Genomic DNA, 15,332 nt, shown 5'->3' with positions numbered 1-15,332 from the left:
TATTGCGATGAAAGCTTCCACTTTTGCATTCTCTAAAAAGTGATGTTCAGTTTGTTTAGCACTAATAGCCAGCCTAACATTTGTATATCGCGCATGCGCATTATCTCGCCAACGCTTACGCGTTATTTTTCTGGTGATTTTTATAAGTGTTTGACTATAAAGGGAATTTTTGGATGATGGAAGTGGATATTGTGCGAGCGCGGGAATTTATTTACGCATGTTATTGTCGTGGTCAATAATGCACTGCGTAAATAAACAGTTGTTGGGTTTGAGAGGGAGTTTTTATGTCTGCAAGTATAAGTCCATTTATGGCGATGGTGCGTGGTGAGATTCGGTTGCGTGGGTATAGTATCCGCACCGAAAAAAGTTATTTGTTTTGGATCAAGCAATTTATTTTGTTTCATCAGAAGCGGCACCCTAATGAAATGGGGGCTGCTGAGGTTAAGGTGTTTTTGACATGGCTTGCGGTGAAGCGCAATGTGGCGATTAATACCCAGAAGGTCGCCTTGAACGCCTTGGTTTTTCTTTATGCCAAGGTGCTTAAAGTGGAGCTGGGTGATTTGGACTTTGCGTTGGCAACCAAGCAGCGTTATTTGCCTTCGGTGTTAACACCCGATGAGGTGTTGCGCATACTGAATCACTTGCAAGGACGTGATCGTTTAATTATCGAAATGTTGTATGCCAGTGGTTTGCGTATTACCGAATGTTTGTGCCTTCGGGTACAGGATATCGATTTTTCTGCGCATTCGATTTGCGTTCGCGATGCAAAAGGCAATAAGGATCGCCAAACATTATTAAGTGCTTCGCTAGTTAAGCCTTTACAGTCAGCAATTGATGTGGCCCTAAATCTGCAGAAAAAGATAACGAATTGGGTGTCGGGCCTTCCTTACCTAATCAATTGGCGGGTAAGTATCGCAATGCGTTTCGTTCGCCCGCGTGGATGTTTGTATTTCCATCCTCCAAGTTGTGTGAGCACCCAGTTTCGGGTATTCAGTGTCGTCATCATTTACATGACTCGGTGGTGCGCAAAGCATTACAAAGAGCAGTTGTGCTGGCGGGCGTAGATAGAAATCGGATAAGTTGCCATACTTTTCGTCATTCTTTCGCTACTCATTTATTGCAGTCAGGTTGCGATATTCGCAATTTGCAAGAATTGTTGGGCCATAACGATGTTAAGACAACGCAGATATATACCCATGTTATCGGGCGTCACTTTGTTGGAATTAATAGTCCATTGGATGTCTTGCGTGGTGGGGTGCGGTAGTTGCTTCGCCTCGCGCACGCCATTTGTTATGCTGAGCGCCGTTTAGCTTAGTGGATCAATCATGCGTACTTTATATACCGGCCTGTTTTACTTTTTGCTTCCTTTTATTTTATTGCGCTTGTTGTGGCGCGCTATGGCGGCTCCTGCTTATGCGAAGCGCTGGGCTGAGCGGTTTGGTTTTTTTTCGCCGTTGGTTACCAATAAAAAAGTAGTGTGGTTACATACTGTTTCAGTAGGGGAATTTTTAGCGGCGCTGCCGTTGATTCGTCGCCTGCAGGCTGATGCGAGTTTGCAGTTAGTGATTACAACTACCACGCCTACCGGTTCGGAACGTGTGCGCAGTGCGTTGGGTGATTCAGTATTTCATGTGTACGCACCTTATGATTTGCCTGACGCTCTTGGGCGATTTTTACGACGGGTAAAACCCGCGTTGTTTTTGGTGATGGAAACAGAGCTTTGGCCGAACACTCTGGCGGCGTGTGCCAAGCGAGCGATTCCTTCATTGCTGATTAATGGGCGCTTGTCTGAAAGGTCGGCGCGCGGTTATGCGCGTTTTTCGGCGTTGACCAAACCAATGTTGGACGATCTCTCATTGGCGTTGATACAAAATACGGTGGACGCGCAGCGGTTTATTGATTTGGGCCTGCCCAAGGCTAAAGCGGTAGTGACTGGCAATATTAAATTTGATTTGTTTTTGGGGGATGAATTGCGCGGTCAGGCGCAACAGTTAAAACAACAATTGTCTGCGCAGGGGCAGCGCCCGGTATTGATCGCGGCCAGTACGCATCAAGGGGAAGATGAAATAATTCTCGACGCATTTGCGCAAGTGCGTGCCAGTAATTCAGCTGCAGCGCAACGGGCGGTATTAGTGTTAGTGCCGCGCCATCCCGAACGTTTTGAGCGGGTGGGGCAGCTGTGCAGTGCTCGTGGTTTTGAGTTGGCTCGCCGCAGTGAACAGCAGTGGTCTGACTCCGCCGATATATTGCTTGGCAATACCATGGGTGAATTGCTCTTAATGTTTGGTGCGAGCGATATGGCGTTTGTGGGTGGCAGCCTGGTGCCTAATGGTGGGCATAATTTTATCGAGCCAGCGGCCTGGGGTTTGCCCTTACTCAGCGGTGAGCATCTGTTTAATTTTGCGGAGGTGGCGAGTTTAATGACGGAGGCTGGCGCATTAGTGCGAGTTAGTTCGGCAGCGCAGTTAGCACAGGCGTTTTTGCAATTGATTGATGATAAATCCGAGCGCGAGTGGCGCGGTGCGGCAGCTTTAAATGTTGCCTTGGATAACCGTGGCGCCCTGGATAAAACCTGTTCTCTTATTCAACGCTATATTGAGTAGGGCGGCAGCGCGACGTATGGCGCTGATAAAACATAGGTTCGATAAAAACAAAAATGCCAGGCAAAAACCTGGCATTTTTTTTGGAGCATTTGTACTCGGGCAGGCTTAGTTTTCGTATTGGCTACGGTTTACTAATGCGTCGTCTAACAGCCACTTATCAATTTCTTGCACGTCAGCAGGCGTGAGCATACCGGCTACTTCGCGCAATTTAATGGTATTGATTACGTAGGTGTAGAGCGCATCGGAATAGTTGCGGCGCGCTTGATAAAGGTTGCGCTGGGCGAGCAATACTTCTACCAGGTTGCGAGTTCCCACTTCATAACCGGATTGGGTTGCTTCCAGTGCAGATTGGTTGGAGACAATCGCCTGCTTGCGTGCCTGAACGTTGGCGACATCGGTTTCTACTGACAAGTGCAGGGCACGAGTGTTTTGAATCACGTTGCGCTGGGTACTGTTGTAAAGCTCTTGTGCCTGGGTGTATTGCGCATAGGCTTGACGGCTGCGGCCAGAGGTTGCGCCTCCACTATATATAGGTACATCAAGACGCAGTGAAATGGTTGTTCCATTTCTGCTGATGTCACTTGGCCCACCGGTTTGCCCACCATTATCGCTGTCCGATTCGCTATCGGAATAACCCAGGTTAGCGCCCAATGTTGGCAAATGGCCCGATTTGTTGGCTTTGGCAAATTGCAACGATGCATCAGCTTGTAGCTTGGACGCTTTCAGGTTGTAGTTGTTCTGTAACGAGAACTCAACCCAGTCGGCGCGGTTAGCGGGTGTAGGTGCAACGACCGGGAACTTAGGAGATAGGGGAGCAACCTGGTCTTCCGGTTTACCGGTCAGTACTTCAAGTGCTTCGTAATTGATACTTAAGTTGCCGCGTGCAACCAATGTGGCTGCGCGTGCGCTGTCAAAAGCAGCTTGGGCTTCGTGCACTTCAGTGATTGCGGTCAAGCCCACATCAAAACGCTGTTTGGTTTGCTCCAGCTGTTTAGCCAAGGCTTTTTCTTCTGCGATGGTTGCTTCCAGGGTTTCTACTGAACGCAATACATTGAAGTAGGCTTCTGCCACGCGCACAATCAGGCTTTGTTGGTCGGCACCGTATTGCGCTTCGGCTTGTTCACTCAGCTTCCCACCTTGTTTGTAGCTGTACCAGTAGGACATGTTGAACAAGGGTTGGCTCAGCGAGACTTCCCAGCTTTTACCATCGGTATCATTTTTGAGGCTGGTATTGGTCAGATTGTCAGTGGTTTCGATATCGGAGTTCGAGATCTGGGCGTTGGCATTGATCTGCGGCAACAAATTGGAGCGGGCGATAGTTTTATTTTCAAGGCCTGCTTCATATTTAGCTCTGTCGGCTTTTAATTGGGCGTCATTTTGCAGTGCGAGTTCGTACACATCCAGCAGGCTATTGGCGCTGGCAGTAAAAGGCGTTAGCGAAAACAGGCTAACGAGTAAGTAGAGCTTGGTCTTTTTCATAGAGGTTTCCAAAGTCCAGAGTTTAAGAATTCCAGTTCAGCATCCGCAGTATTTATTGCCTGAGGGCGCAATTAAAAACGGATGTAAGCACAAATATACAAGTTGCGTGGAGTTTAGCCGCTTGCTGTCTTGGGGTCGAGAAATGAACAAGGGTTCAGTGGTTAAAAAGGGTAAAACGTTAGTGCCGCAACAGGAAGTTACAAATGTAAGCGGGGTTCCTGTGTTTACCTTTCTAAACCTGCCGGACGCTATATTGGCGAGTTCAATTAGCCCAAGTAATTCCTTAGATGCAATAAAACAGCATACAGATTCACTGTTCGCAAAATTGTTAGTTTGTGTTTATACCGTTGGTAGGTCCTAAATAGGTCATTTTTGGCGAATATCACCTCTTACGCAGAATGTTTGATTGCTTCGCCGCAGGCCAACTTTTATCATGCGCGCCCATTTGCACTGTGCCGGGTTTGGGTAAAACCCTCCTTCATGCCGGGCCGAATCGTTACTTGTCAGTTACAAGTCCTTCGATACGATGTTGGTCTGTTGCCTTGCTGCCGATTTTTTAACTACCAAAAGGGTCTTTTATGACTATGTCCATTGAAATCGTATTGGTGATCTTTGCCGTACTCGCCCTGCTTGGGGTGGTGTTCGAGGAAGTTATCCATATCAATAAAGCCAAAACTACTTTGTTTTTCGGCAGCTTGTCGTGGTTGGTGATGTTCATGTTTGCCGGTGATCACGCACACCAGGAAGTGATGCTGGAAAAGCTGAATCACAACCTGTTGGAGATTGCGACACTGTGGTTGTTCCTTATGGCGACCATGACTTTTGTTGCTTACCTCAATGCCAAGGGAATAGTGCAGTCCGTCGTGCAGCGCCTGTGCCCCGCACAGATGAGCACCCGCAGTTTGATGATATTGGTAGCCTTGTTTGCCATGACACTGTCAATGGTGTGCGACAACGTGACCGCAACCTTGGTAACGCTCGGCTTGGTGCATGCTTTTGATGTGGATCAGCGCACGCGCATCAAACTCGCGGTGTTGGTTGTTTTTGCGGTTAACTCTGGTGGTGTTGCCTTGATCACCGGCGATGTCACCACGCTGATGATCTTCCTCTCCGGCCATGTGACAATGCCGCAACTATTACTGCTTTGGGTTCCGGCGATTGTAGGGGTCATGGTATTAGCGGGATTGATGTTCCCTGGTGTGTCCGGCCAAGTTGCTACAGAAAAAGATGCCCGCACCTTTACTGGCATGGATTGGGCGATTGTCGGCACCTTCTTCAGCACCATTGCCTGCACCATGTTATTCAACTTTTTCTTTGGTGTGCCGCCGGTACTGACCTTTTTGGTGGGGCTGTCAATTATGTTCTTTATTGGCCATTTTATGGACATGGACCCGGAAGAAACGCGTATTTTGGAATATGTACGTCAAATCGAATATGAAACCCTGTTGTTCTTTCTCGGGATTTTGTTATTGGTCGGTATGCTCAAAGAAATTGGCACCCTGGATTTGCTCACCAATTTCTATGCCCAGTTGGCTCCGCAATACGCCAACTACTTGATGGGCTTGTTCTCCGCCATGATCGATAACGTGCCCCTGACCGCAGCGCTTCTCAAATCGGAGCCCGTGTTGCAAACACCCGAATGGTTGGCGTTGACCTATGGCGTAGGTGTGGGTGGTTCATTGTTGGCAATTGGCTCTGCGGCGGGAATTATCGCTATGAGCAAAGTGAAAGGGCTAACCTTTGGTGCATTCTTGCGCTATACCCCCTTTGTATTTATTGCGTATACCTGTGGTTATGTAGTCGCTTTGACATTGGCCAATGTAGTATTTGGTTGATCGCCAGGAGCGGTGCTGAAAAACCGGAGCTTTGACTCCGGTTTTTTTATGGGCGATCGAAAACCCGCAAGGGGTAAAAAGGGTGCGAATTTACACACAATTTATAAAGTTATTTCACGCCAGCTGTCAGCATCCGCACATTCTTTGCTTTAACATTTTTTCACTTTTCTGCGGAGCACTTATGTCGTCATTGGATATCGCCAAGCTCGACCTCATGTATGTCGGGATCATTATTTTTACCGGGCTGTTAGGCGGTGTGATCGCCAAAAAAATAAAGGTACCCGACATAGTCCTTTTTTTGCTCATCGGGATTGGTTTGGGGCCCACCATCGGCGGGGTATTGCATGTGCCAGCTGACTCAACGATGAATCAGCTAATTCTCACCATCGGCGCTTGTTATCTGCTGTTTGAAGGCGGGGCAACGCTGCGTTTTGCTGTGTTAAAAGAAATATGGATTTCATTAGCGGTGATCGCTACCTTCGGTGTATTAATTACCGGGGCGATCATTACCTACGCCGGCGTCTGGTTGGGCATTCCTATTGGTGTTGCACTGGTGTTAGGGGCGTTGACGGCATCCACTGACCCCGCCACTCTGGTACCGATTTTCAAACAAGTCCCGATTAAAGATCGGGTATCACAAACGGTTATGAGCGAGTCAGCGCTCAATGATGCCATGGGTGCGATTGCGACATTTGCAGTGGTGGCTTATGTGATGGGAACCGGCGAGGGGTTTAGCTTGACTCACTCCCTGGGGGAGCTGGCGTATGAGGCTGGCATGGGCTTGGTGTTAGGGGCGATTGTTGGCTACAGCGCCGCGTTTTTAATGGCGCACAACAGTTTTGGTATTTTTCGCGAAGTGACGCCATTTGTGATTATCCTGGCAGTTATCACCGTCTATTTGCTGGCCGACAAAATCGGTGCCTCCGGTTTTATGGCGGTATTTACCTGCGGTGTGATGATCGGCAACAAAGAGACATTTAATTTGCCGCTCGATGATCATGAACACGAGTATCTGGAAGATTATGTGGGTAATACCGCGCTATTAATGCGTATGTTTATCTTTATCCTGCTGGGCTCGCAGGTAGATTTCCACTTGCTCAAAGAATACTTGGGTGTTGGTCTGGTCCTGTTGTTTATTTTTATCTTTATCGCCCGTCCCCTGACGGTATTTATTTGCGCAGGCCCTGACCGTCGTGCCAAGTGGACATGGAAAGAGTTGGTATTTATGAGTTGGACCCGTGAAACCGGGGTAATCCCGGCAGCGCTGGTGGGTATTCTGGCTGGCATGAAGGTGCCGGGTATCGATGTGGTCGGTGCAATCACCTTTATCTTTATTCTGGGCACCATTTTGATCCAGGCTCCAACCACTGCACTGTTGGCAGGGAAATTGGGCTTATTGAAATCCCAGGAAAAATAACCTCACCGGTAGGGGCGCAGCAAGCGGCGTCCCTACCTTTACTCTGCCGCTTAACTCCAATAGACTGCGGTTTTCTTGTCGGGGTGCTTTTTGTTCGCTGTATGCGGGCAACGAGGCTGAGATATACCCGCCGACCTGATCCGGTTAGTACCGGCGTAGGGAACGAGAGCCTCCAGTTTTTGCATGCCTATTAAGTGTGCCTTGGTTATTTCTCTCCTTTCCGCGCTTTACTGTTTTTACTCATTGCGGAAATTTAATGAACCCTCACCTGCAGACCCCTATAGCCCTGACCATTGCTGGTAGCGACAGCGGCGGTGGTGCCGGTATTCAAGCGGATCTAAAAACCTTTTCCGCGCTGGGAGTATTTGGTACCAGTGCCATCACCTCGCTCACTGCGCAAAATACTATGGGGGTGCAAGGTGTATTGCCTATTCCTCCGGCGTTTGTGCAGCAGCAAATTCATTCGGTATTGAGTGATATCAATGTCGGTGCGATCAAAAGTGGCATGTTGGCAACAGCGGAAATTATTGCAGCAGTGGCTGAATCCCTGAGTGCTTACCCACAAATTCCTTTTGTACTGGATCCGGTAATGGTCGCCACCAGTGGCGATAGATTATTGGCAGAAGATGCAATCCACACGTTGATTGGAACATTGCTACCACTCGCTACGCTGGTTACTCCAAATTTGCATGAAGCGGCGGTATTGTTGAATACGCGCATGGCGCAAAATCGTGAGCAGATGCAATTGCAAGGTGAACAAATTATCGCTTTGGGCGCACGCGCGGTATTGATGAAGGGCGGTCACATCGATGGTGAGGAAGCAACCGATTTATTAATTACCCCGACGGGCGTTGAAGCTTTTTCTGCGCCGCGGCTAGCCACTAAAAATACCCACGGAACCGGTTGTACTTTGGCATCGGCAATTGCCGCTGGTTTGGCCAAACAATTATCACTCAGTGACTCGGTGAAACAGGCAAAACAGTATTTACATCAAGCACTAGTGCATTCAGAAAAATTGCACATAGGGCAGGGCTCAGGCCCGGTTCATCACTTTTATTCTTTTTATTAATTCACGTTCTATTATCCCGATTTTGTTTAAATACCTGATTAAGACAAGGCCACTATTATGAATACCAGCGTCGAAAAAATTCTCAGCCAAACCGCCGAAGTCGATAAAGCTTCGGTACAGCCCTTTACTGGCTCACAAAAAATTTATGTGCAGGGTTCGCGCGCGGATATTCAAGTGCCCATGCGTGAGATTACGCTCGCTGATACTCCGACTGATTTTGGCGGCGAGAAGAATCCACCGGTACGTGTCTACGACACTTCCGGCCCTTACACCGATCCTAACGTAAAAATTGATTTGCGCACCGGTTTGGGCGATGTGCGCACCGCCTGGATTGAAGAGCGCAATGACACTGAGGTATTGGAAGACAGTCACTCTGAATTTACCAATGCACGTCTGAACGACCCTAAATTGGCGAGCCTGCGTTTCAATCTCACCCGTAAACCGCGCCGCGCCAAACCGGGCATGAACGTATCGCAAATGCATTACGCCAAAAAAGGGATCATTACCCCGGAGATGGAATATATCGCCATCCGCGAAAATATGGCGCTGGCACAAGCGCGTGAATTGAGTGTAGATCCTCAATATAAAGCTTTGGGGCAGCAGCACAAAGGCATGAGTTTTGGTGCAAGTATCCCCGATGAAATCACTCCGGAGTTTGTGCGCGATGAAGTGGCGCGCGGCCGTGCGATTATCCCTGCAAATATCAATCACCCGGAATTGGAGCCGATGATTATCGGGCGTAATTTTCTGGTGAAAATTAACGGCAATATCGGTAACTCGGCATTGGGTTCATCGATTGAGGAAGAAGTAGAAAAACTTACCTGGGGTGCACGTTGGGGCGCTGATACGGTGATGGATTTGTCTACCGGCAAAAATATTCACGAAACCCGCGAGTGGATTATTCGCAACTCGCACGTGCCTATTGGCACTGTACCTATTTATCAAGCGCTGGAGAAAGTAGACGGTGTTGCGGAAAATCTTACCTGGGAAATTTTTCGCGATACCTTGATTGAACAAGCGGAGCAGGGTGTGGATTATTTTACGATTCACGCCGGTGTATTGCTGCGCTACGTGCCGCTCACCGCTAAACGTGTGACGGGCATTGTATCGCGTGGTGGTTCGATCATGGCCAAGTGGTGTCTGGCGCATCACAAAGAAAATTTCCTTTACACCCATTTCGACGAAATTTGCGAAATCATGAAAGCCTATGACGTTAGCTTTTCATTGGGTGATGGGTTGCGCCCTGGTTCGATTGCTGATGCAAATGACGAAGCGCAATTTGGCGAGCTGGAAACGCTCGGTGAGTTAACCAAGATTGCGTGGAAACACGATGTGCAATGCATGATTGAAGGCCCGGGTCACGTGCCTATGCACATGATCAAAGAAAATATGGACAAGCAATTAGAAGTCTGCGACGAAGCACCTTTCTATACGCTTGGCCCATTAACGACGGATATAGCACCGGGTTACGATCACATCACCTCAGGTATTGGTGCTGCCATGATCGGTTGGTTCGGTTGTGCAATGCTTTGCTATGTAACACCCAAAGAGCATTTGGGTTTACCGAATAAAGATGACGTAAAAGAAGGTATCATCACCTACAAAATTGCGGCGCACGCGGCGGATTTGGCGAAAGGCCATCCGGGTGCGCAATTGCGCGATAATGCATTATCCAAAGCGCGTTTTGAATTCCGTTGGGAAGATCAGTTTAACCTCGGCCTTGATCCGGATACCGCCCGTTCATATCACGATGAAACCCTGCCGAAAGATTCGGCCAAAGTTGCACACTTCTGCTCTATGTGTGGTCCGAAATTCTGTTCGATGAAAATCACCCAGGAAGTACGCGACTACGCGGCAAAAAATGGCACTGATATTTCGGTGATTGGTGATCAGGACATTATCAAGATGATCGATGTGGAAGCGGAAATGAAACAGAAATCCAAAGAGTTTTTGGAAGCAGGTGCTGAGATCTATCACAGAGTTTAAATCAGCGACCAGGCTTTAAATCCCCCTGCTGCCCTTTGGGAAAGGGCAGCAGGGGATTTAAATAATCAATAAGACTTTATTTATGATCAAAAAACCCGAATTCACTCGCGCGGATGTGGAAATCATTCGCCGCGAAGAAATGTACAAACGTTTTTTCCGTGTAGAAAAAATCTTTCTGCGCCACAAATTATTTGATGGTGGCTGGGGCAAGGAGATTGGTCGCGAATTATTTGTGCGCGGTGAAGCAGTAGCAGTTGTGCTTTATGATCCAAAACAGGATTTGATCGGCATGGTAGAACAATTTCGTATAGGAGCCTTGGATGAGCCTAACGGCCCTTGGTGTTATGAAGTGGTTGCCGGCATGTTGGAGGAGGGCGAGTCGCCAGAAGAGGTTGCGCGGCGCGAGCTAATCGAAGAGGCAAATATAGTACCTTATGCGATGGAGTATATTTGCAATTATTTATCCAGCCCCGGCGGCTGCGACGAGAAGTTACATTTATTTTGCGGCTTGTGTGATCTCAGTGAGGCCGGCGGTGTTTTTGGTTTGCCAGAGGAAGGTGAAGATATTCGTGTTCATGTACTAGCCGCTGATGATGTTTTCGCAGAGTTATTAAACGGTGCGTTTAATAATGCCGCCGCGTTAATTTGTTTGCAGTGGTTGCAAATGAATCGCAACCGTTTGCGTTTGCAAGTTGCTGCAGAATAAATTTTTCTTGCCATTGACTTAGTCCTGTCTGTGACTAACACTTCTCTCAGGGTGAAAAAGAATGTGCGCCCGGGCAATGGTGCGATATCACCCGCATGGTGTAATAAATTATTCGTTTTAATCCGGTACTATTTCGTCCGGGACTACTTTAATCAGGTCTCTATGTTTACATTGCGTGTTGCCAAGGCTCAGCCCGAGTACGTTACTTACAAAGAGCGTTACAAGGTTGATTTACCTTTGCAAATGGCGGAGTGTGAGGCAAATTATGCACGCTTGACGAAATTAACCGCGCCTGTTGAGGCCGATGAAATTCGGTTTATGGTTACTCGTGCAAATCAACAGTGGTTACATTTATTAAGAGTCACCGAGCGCTCCCCCTACACCACCACTCTGGAGCTGAGCCGAACAAGTGTGGGGCAATCATCGCAATGGCTCTCCATGCCCAAACTTACTCTGCGTATGTATCACGATGCCAAGCTTGCTGAGGTATTGGCGTGGGAGGGGCACAAACGTTTACGTCCCCGTTACGACTACCCCAACCAATCCATGTACCAAAGTGATGAAAAATACCAACTAAACCGTTTTTTGGGGGAGTGGTTGAATCTTTGTTTGGAGCAGGGGCACGCGGTTGGTGAACTCGCCTCTTTTTAAAAGAGTGTCGATCAGGTCACAGTGACGCTCAAGTTTTACACTTCTTGGCCTTCGATCATCTCATTTTTCTTTTTTGATACTGGCGTGATAACTCCCTTGCGTATATTGTTGCTGTTAATATCGCTATTAGTTTGACGTCTCAGTCATCGTGACAGGTCGTCAAAGTCCGATGATCTGTTCAAACCCGACAAAAATAACCCAATCACCAAAGAAAACCCGACTATCAAAGGATGAGAGCCGCCAGTGCGTCTGATTCAGATAACCGATTGCCATTTGGGAGCGCAGCAGAGCGAATCCCTTCTGGGGCTTAATACTGACCAGAGTCTTGATGATGTTTTGCAGCTGATTCAAACCTCTGAGGTTGGTTTTGATCATCTTTTGTGTACTGGCGATGTGGCCAGCGAAGCGCATAGAGATTGTTATCAGCGTTTTGAAACCAATATTCGCCGCTACTTCTCCCAGCCTATGAGCTGGTTGCCTGGCAATCATGACTCAGCGGAATTGATGGCCGCCAATCAGGAGCGCCTTGGCATTCAAAGCCGTTTGGTGATGTTGGGGCAGTGGGTATTGGTTTTATTGGACTCCAGTGTGCCCGGACAGGTTTACGGTCAGTTGGCTGCCAGTGAACTGGATTTTCTTGAGCATGCCTTGCGTGCGCATCGCGATAAACATGTGATTATTTCCCTGCATCACCAACCAGTGCTGGTGGGGAGTGTATGGATCGATCAATACATAGTGCGCAATGCCGATGCCTTCTTCCAGCTGATTGATGCCCATACGCAGGTAAAAATTGTGACCTGGGGGCATGTCCACCAAGAGTTCCAGCAGCAGCGCAAAGGTGTCACCCTGCTGGCCACGCCTTCAACTTGTGTGCAGTTCAAACCCAAGTGTGATGATTTTACAGTGGATACCCAAATGCCCGGTTATCGCTGGTTTGATCTGCGTGGTGACGGTAGTTTTGATACGGGTGTGCTGCGCGTTACTAACAAACAGTATGTGATTGATTATAAATCGGCAGGTTATTAATCCCCCATGGCGGCATTGGTGTACATCCATGGGTTTCTGAGTTCCCCTCTCTCCTTTAAAGCGCAGCAAACGGCGCAATGGCTCGCGCAGCAGCACCCGGAAATCAGTTTCCACTGCCCGCAACTCCCCCCTTATCCGGCGCAAACCCAGCTGCTGCTGGAGGCATTGGTTGAATCGCTTTTGCCTGAGCCTGTGTATTTAATGGGAAGTTCACTGGGCGGTTTTTGGGCGACTTGGCTGGCAGAAAAATATAACTTGCGTGCGGTATTGATTAACCCGGCGGTGCGCCCGCAGGATTTTATGCCCGCCTATTTAGAGGTTGACCTGAAAAGTTATCACACCGATGATAGCTACCGCTTATGTGCGCACCACATAGATGAAATTATCGCTGTGGATATAGCTCCCTCGCGCCTACAGAATTATTGGCTATTGGTACAAGCGGGCGATGAAACCCTCGATTACCGCAAGGCGGTACAAAAATACGCAGGTTGCAAACAAACAATAGAGGCGGGTGGCGATCATGCCTTCCAGGGCTTCGAACGGTTTTTTGCTGACTGCATGGATTTTTTTAATCACTAGGCTTTTTTTTAACGACTCAGCTTTTTTAACTATTCAGCTTTTTAAATTAATCGGTAAACAGAAAATAAGATGGCTAATTATTCCGCAGAAGATATTGAAGTACTCACGGGATTGGACCCGGTAAAAAAACGCCCGGGCATGTACACCGAAACCACACGCCCCAATCACTTGGCGCAGGAGATTATCGACAACTCGGTGGATGAGGCGCTCGCCGGCCACGCTAAAACTATTGATGTGATTTTGCATAAAGATCACTCGGTCACAGTGGTGGATGATGGTCGCGGAATGCCGGTGGATATTCACCCGGAGCAGGGCAAGCCCGGCGTAGAAGTGATTTTGTGTACGCTCCATGCCGGTGGCAAATTCTCTAATAAAAATTACCAATTTTCCGGTGGTTTGCACGGCGTAGGTGTATCCGTAGTGAACGCCTTGTCGGAAAAATTAATTGTTACCGTGAAGCGTGACGGCAATGTTTACCAGATGGGTTTCTCCAATGGCGATAAAGCCAGCGACCTGGAAATTATCGACACGTGCCCCAAGCGTCAAACCGGTACCAGCGTCCATTTTTTACCAAATCCGACGTATTTTGATTCGCCCAAATTCTCTGTCACTCGCATGCGCCATGTGTTGCGCGCCAAAGCGGTATTGTGCCCCGGCCTGACCGTCACTTTCCTCGATGAGTCAACCGGCGAAAAAGATGTTTGGTATTACGAAGACGGTTTAAAAGATTATCTCGCCGGTGCAACACAAGAGTGGCTAACCCTACCTGACAGCCCCTTTGTGGGCGATTTCAGTGGCCAAACCGAAGCCGTGACCTGGGCGGTGCAATGGTTGATGGATGGCGGCGAGTTGGTGCAGGAGTCCTACGTCAACCTGATTCCCACCGCGCAGGGCGGAACCCATGTCAATGGGTTGCGCACTGGTCTATTGGATGCGCTGCGCGACTACTGCGAATTCCGCAATTTAATTCCGCGCGGTATTAAACTCGCACCAGAGGATTTGTGGAATGCCTGCTGTTATGTGCTCTCTTACAAACACGCCGACCCACAATTTTCCGGTCAAACCAAAGAGCGCTTAACCTCGCGTGAAGCTGCCGCGTTTGTGTCGGGTATTGCTAAAGATGCGTTTGCACTCTGGCTAAACCAGCACACTGAAGACGGCGACAAACTTGCCGAATTTTGTATTAGCAATGCGCAAAAACGCGTGCGCGCCAGTAAAAAAATCGAGCGTAAACGTGTGACTCAAGGCCCGGCGCTGCCAGGCAAATTGGCGGATTGCTCCAGTGGCGATCCGGCGCGCAGCGAATTATTTTTAGTGGAAGGGGATTCAGCAGGTGGCTCGGCCAAACAAGCGCGCGATCGTGAATTTCAGGCGATTATGCCGCTGCGTGGCAAGATCCTGAATACTTGGGAAGTGGACTCGGGCGAAATTCTCGCCAGTCAGGAAGTGCACGATATTTCAGTGGCGATTGGCATGGACCCGGGCAGCGAAGATTTAAGCGAGCTGCGCTATCACAAAATTTGTATTCTCGCCGACGCCGACTCGGATGGTCTTCACATTGCCACACTCCTCTGTGCGCTGTTTGTAAAACACTTTCCGGTGTTGGTGCGCCGCGGTCATGTATTTGTGGCTATGCCGCCGTTGTACCGTATCGATATAGGTAAAGAAGTTTATTACGCGTTGGATGAAGGCGAAAAAAATGGTGTGCTCAATCGCATCGCTGCCGAAAATAAAAAAGGCAAACCCAACGTGCAACGCTTTAAAGGTTTGGGTGAGATGAACCCGTTACAGCTGCGTGAAACTACTATGGCGCGCGATACCCGTCGTTTGGTACAACTCACGATTGGTGAGGACGACGGCACCATGCAAATCATGGATATGATGCTCGCTAAAAAACGAGCGGGTGATCGCAAAACCTGGCTGGAGGAAAAAGGGAACCTGGCCGAGATCGCTGTGTAGTTATAAAGGCGTAGTTGTAAAG

13 protein-coding genes and 1 riboswitch are annotated in these 15,332 nt (G+C 48.6%); of the genes, 12 read left to right on the top strand and 1 reads right to left on the bottom strand.

Features of this window, described 5'->3' with window-relative positions:
- The first annotated feature begins 284 nt into the window (after positions 1-284).
- From O59_RS22040 to waaA, 3 genes are all read left to right on the top strand, one after another.
- On the top strand, positions 285-1,064 hold the full coding sequence (locus O59_RS22040) for a phage integrase N-terminal SAM-like domain-containing protein (protein WP_304412004.1): 780 nt from the start codon (positions 285-287) through the stop codon (positions 1,062-1,064).
- The gene (locus O59_RS22240; protein ID WP_369728541.1) at positions 1,019-1,264 is read left to right on the top strand and encodes a tyrosine-type recombinase/integrase; all 246 of its coding nucleotides are present in this window, start codon (positions 1,019-1,021) and stop codon (positions 1,262-1,264) included. Before O59_RS22040 ends, O59_RS22240 begins: the two co-directional genes overlap by 46 nt.
- A gap of 61 nt (positions 1,265-1,325) precedes the next feature.
- Complete coding sequence (waaA, locus tag O59_RS12165; protein ID WP_007643076.1) at positions 1,326-2,603, top strand: lipid IV(A) 3-deoxy-D-manno-octulosonic acid transferase; 1,278 nt, start codon at positions 1,326-1,328, stop codon at positions 2,601-2,603.
- A 105-nt stretch (positions 2,604-2,708) separates the two neighbouring features.
- Here the strand turns inward: waaA and O59_RS12160 are convergent, their stop codons facing one another.
- Complete coding sequence (locus tag O59_RS12160) at positions 2,709-4,082, bottom strand: TolC family outer membrane protein (protein ID WP_007643074.1); 1,374 nt, start codon at positions 4,080-4,082, stop codon at positions 2,709-2,711.
- Between the two features lie 578 nt (positions 4,083-4,660).
- Between O59_RS12160 and nhaD the strand changes: the two genes are divergently transcribed.
- From nhaD to parE, 9 genes are all read left to right on the top strand, one after another.
- The gene (gene nhaD / locus O59_RS12155) at positions 4,661-5,917 is read left to right on the top strand and encodes a sodium:proton antiporter NhaD (RefSeq protein ID WP_007643072.1); all 1,257 of its coding nucleotides are present in this window, start codon (positions 4,661-4,663) and stop codon (positions 5,915-5,917) included.
- Between the two features lie 181 nt (positions 5,918-6,098).
- On the top strand, positions 6,099-7,334 hold the full coding sequence (locus O59_RS12150; RefSeq protein WP_007643071.1) for a sodium:proton antiporter: 1,236 nt from the start codon (positions 6,099-6,101) through the stop codon (positions 7,332-7,334).
- Between the two features lie 69 nt (positions 7,335-7,403).
- Positions 7,404-7,513: riboswitch (TPP riboswitch) on the top strand.
- A gap of 77 nt (positions 7,514-7,590) precedes the next feature.
- Positions 7,591-8,403, top strand: a complete 813-nt coding sequence (thiD, locus tag O59_RS12145) for a bifunctional hydroxymethylpyrimidine kinase/phosphomethylpyrimidine kinase (protein ID WP_040392307.1) — start codon at positions 7,591-7,593, stop codon at positions 8,401-8,403.
- A 57-nt stretch (positions 8,404-8,460) separates the two neighbouring features.
- Positions 8,461-10,389 (top strand): phosphomethylpyrimidine synthase ThiC, encoded by a 1,929-nt coding sequence (thiC, locus tag O59_RS12140; protein ID WP_007643067.1) that lies wholly within the window; start codon positions 8,461-8,463, stop codon positions 10,387-10,389.
- A gap of 82 nt (positions 10,390-10,471) precedes the next feature.
- A complete protein-coding gene (locus O59_RS12135) occupies positions 10,472-11,095 on the top strand; it encodes an NUDIX domain-containing protein (protein ID WP_007643065.1) in 624 nt (207 codons plus the stop codon).
- A gap of 162 nt (positions 11,096-11,257) precedes the next feature.
- Positions 11,258-11,746 carry a DUF1249 domain-containing protein gene (locus tag O59_RS12130; RefSeq protein WP_007643063.1) on the top strand — a complete coding sequence of 163 codons (489 nt, stop codon included), beginning with the start codon at positions 11,258-11,260 and terminating at the stop codon, positions 11,744-11,746.
- A 243-nt stretch (positions 11,747-11,989) separates the two neighbouring features.
- Positions 11,990-12,772: a 3',5'-cyclic-AMP phosphodiesterase gene (gene cpdA / locus O59_RS12125; RefSeq protein WP_040392304.1), complete on the top strand. Its 783-nt coding sequence runs from the start codon at positions 11,990-11,992 to the stop codon at positions 12,770-12,772.
- 6 nt (positions 12,773-12,778) lie between these two features.
- The gene (locus O59_RS12120; protein WP_007643060.1) at positions 12,779-13,351 is read left to right on the top strand and encodes a YqiA/YcfP family alpha/beta fold hydrolase; all 573 of its coding nucleotides are present in this window, start codon (positions 12,779-12,781) and stop codon (positions 13,349-13,351) included.
- 69 nt (positions 13,352-13,420) lie between these two features.
- Entirely contained in the window at positions 13,421-15,310 is a 1,890-nt protein-coding gene (parE, locus tag O59_RS12115) for a DNA topoisomerase IV subunit B (protein WP_007643059.1), read from the top strand.
- The last annotated feature ends 22 nt before the right edge of the window (positions 15,311-15,332 follow it).

The organism is Cellvibrio sp. BR (assembly GCF_000263355.1).
Classification (GTDB): domain Bacteria; phylum Pseudomonadota; class Gammaproteobacteria; order Pseudomonadales; family Cellvibrionaceae; genus Cellvibrio.
The sequence above is the reverse complement of the archived record's forward strand: the minus strand, read 5'-3'. Positions and strand labels throughout refer to the sequence as shown.

What these genes read in the sequence shown, in the direction of transcription:
- thiC (WP_007643067.1), top strand. Translation starts at nt 8,461, where the DNA reads ATGAATACCAGCGTCGAAAAAATTCTCAGCCAAACCGCCGAAGTCGAT.
- O59_RS12120 (WP_007643060.1), top strand. Translation starts at nt 12,779, where the DNA reads ATGGCGGCATTGGTGTACATCCATGGGTTTCTGAGTTCCCCTCTCTCC.
- thiD (WP_040392307.1), top strand. Translation starts at nt 7,591, where the DNA reads ATGAACCCTCACCTGCAGACCCCTATAGCCCTGACCATTGCTGGTAGC.
- parE (WP_007643059.1), top strand. Translation starts at nt 13,421, where the DNA reads ATGGCTAATTATTCCGCAGAAGATATTGAAGTACTCACGGGATTGGAC.
- O59_RS12150 (WP_007643071.1), top strand. Translation starts at nt 6,099, where the DNA reads ATGTCGTCATTGGATATCGCCAAGCTCGACCTCATGTATGTCGGGATC.
- waaA (WP_007643076.1), top strand. Translation starts at nt 1,326, where the DNA reads ATGCGTACTTTATATACCGGCCTGTTTTACTTTTTGCTTCCTTTTATT.
- nhaD (WP_007643072.1), top strand. Translation starts at nt 4,661, where the DNA reads ATGACTATGTCCATTGAAATCGTATTGGTGATCTTTGCCGTACTCGCC.
- O59_RS12130 (WP_007643063.1), top strand. Translation starts at nt 11,258, where the DNA reads ATGTTTACATTGCGTGTTGCCAAGGCTCAGCCCGAGTACGTTACTTAC.
- O59_RS22040 (WP_304412004.1), top strand. Translation starts at nt 285, where the DNA reads ATGTCTGCAAGTATAAGTCCATTTATGGCGATGGTGCGTGGTGAGATT.
- O59_RS12135 (WP_007643065.1), top strand. Translation starts at nt 10,472, where the DNA reads ATGATCAAAAAACCCGAATTCACTCGCGCGGATGTGGAAATCATTCGC.
- O59_RS12160 (WP_007643074.1), bottom strand. Translation starts at nt 4,082, where the DNA reads ATGAAAAAGACCAAGCTCTACTTACTCGTTAGCCTGTTTTCGCTAACG.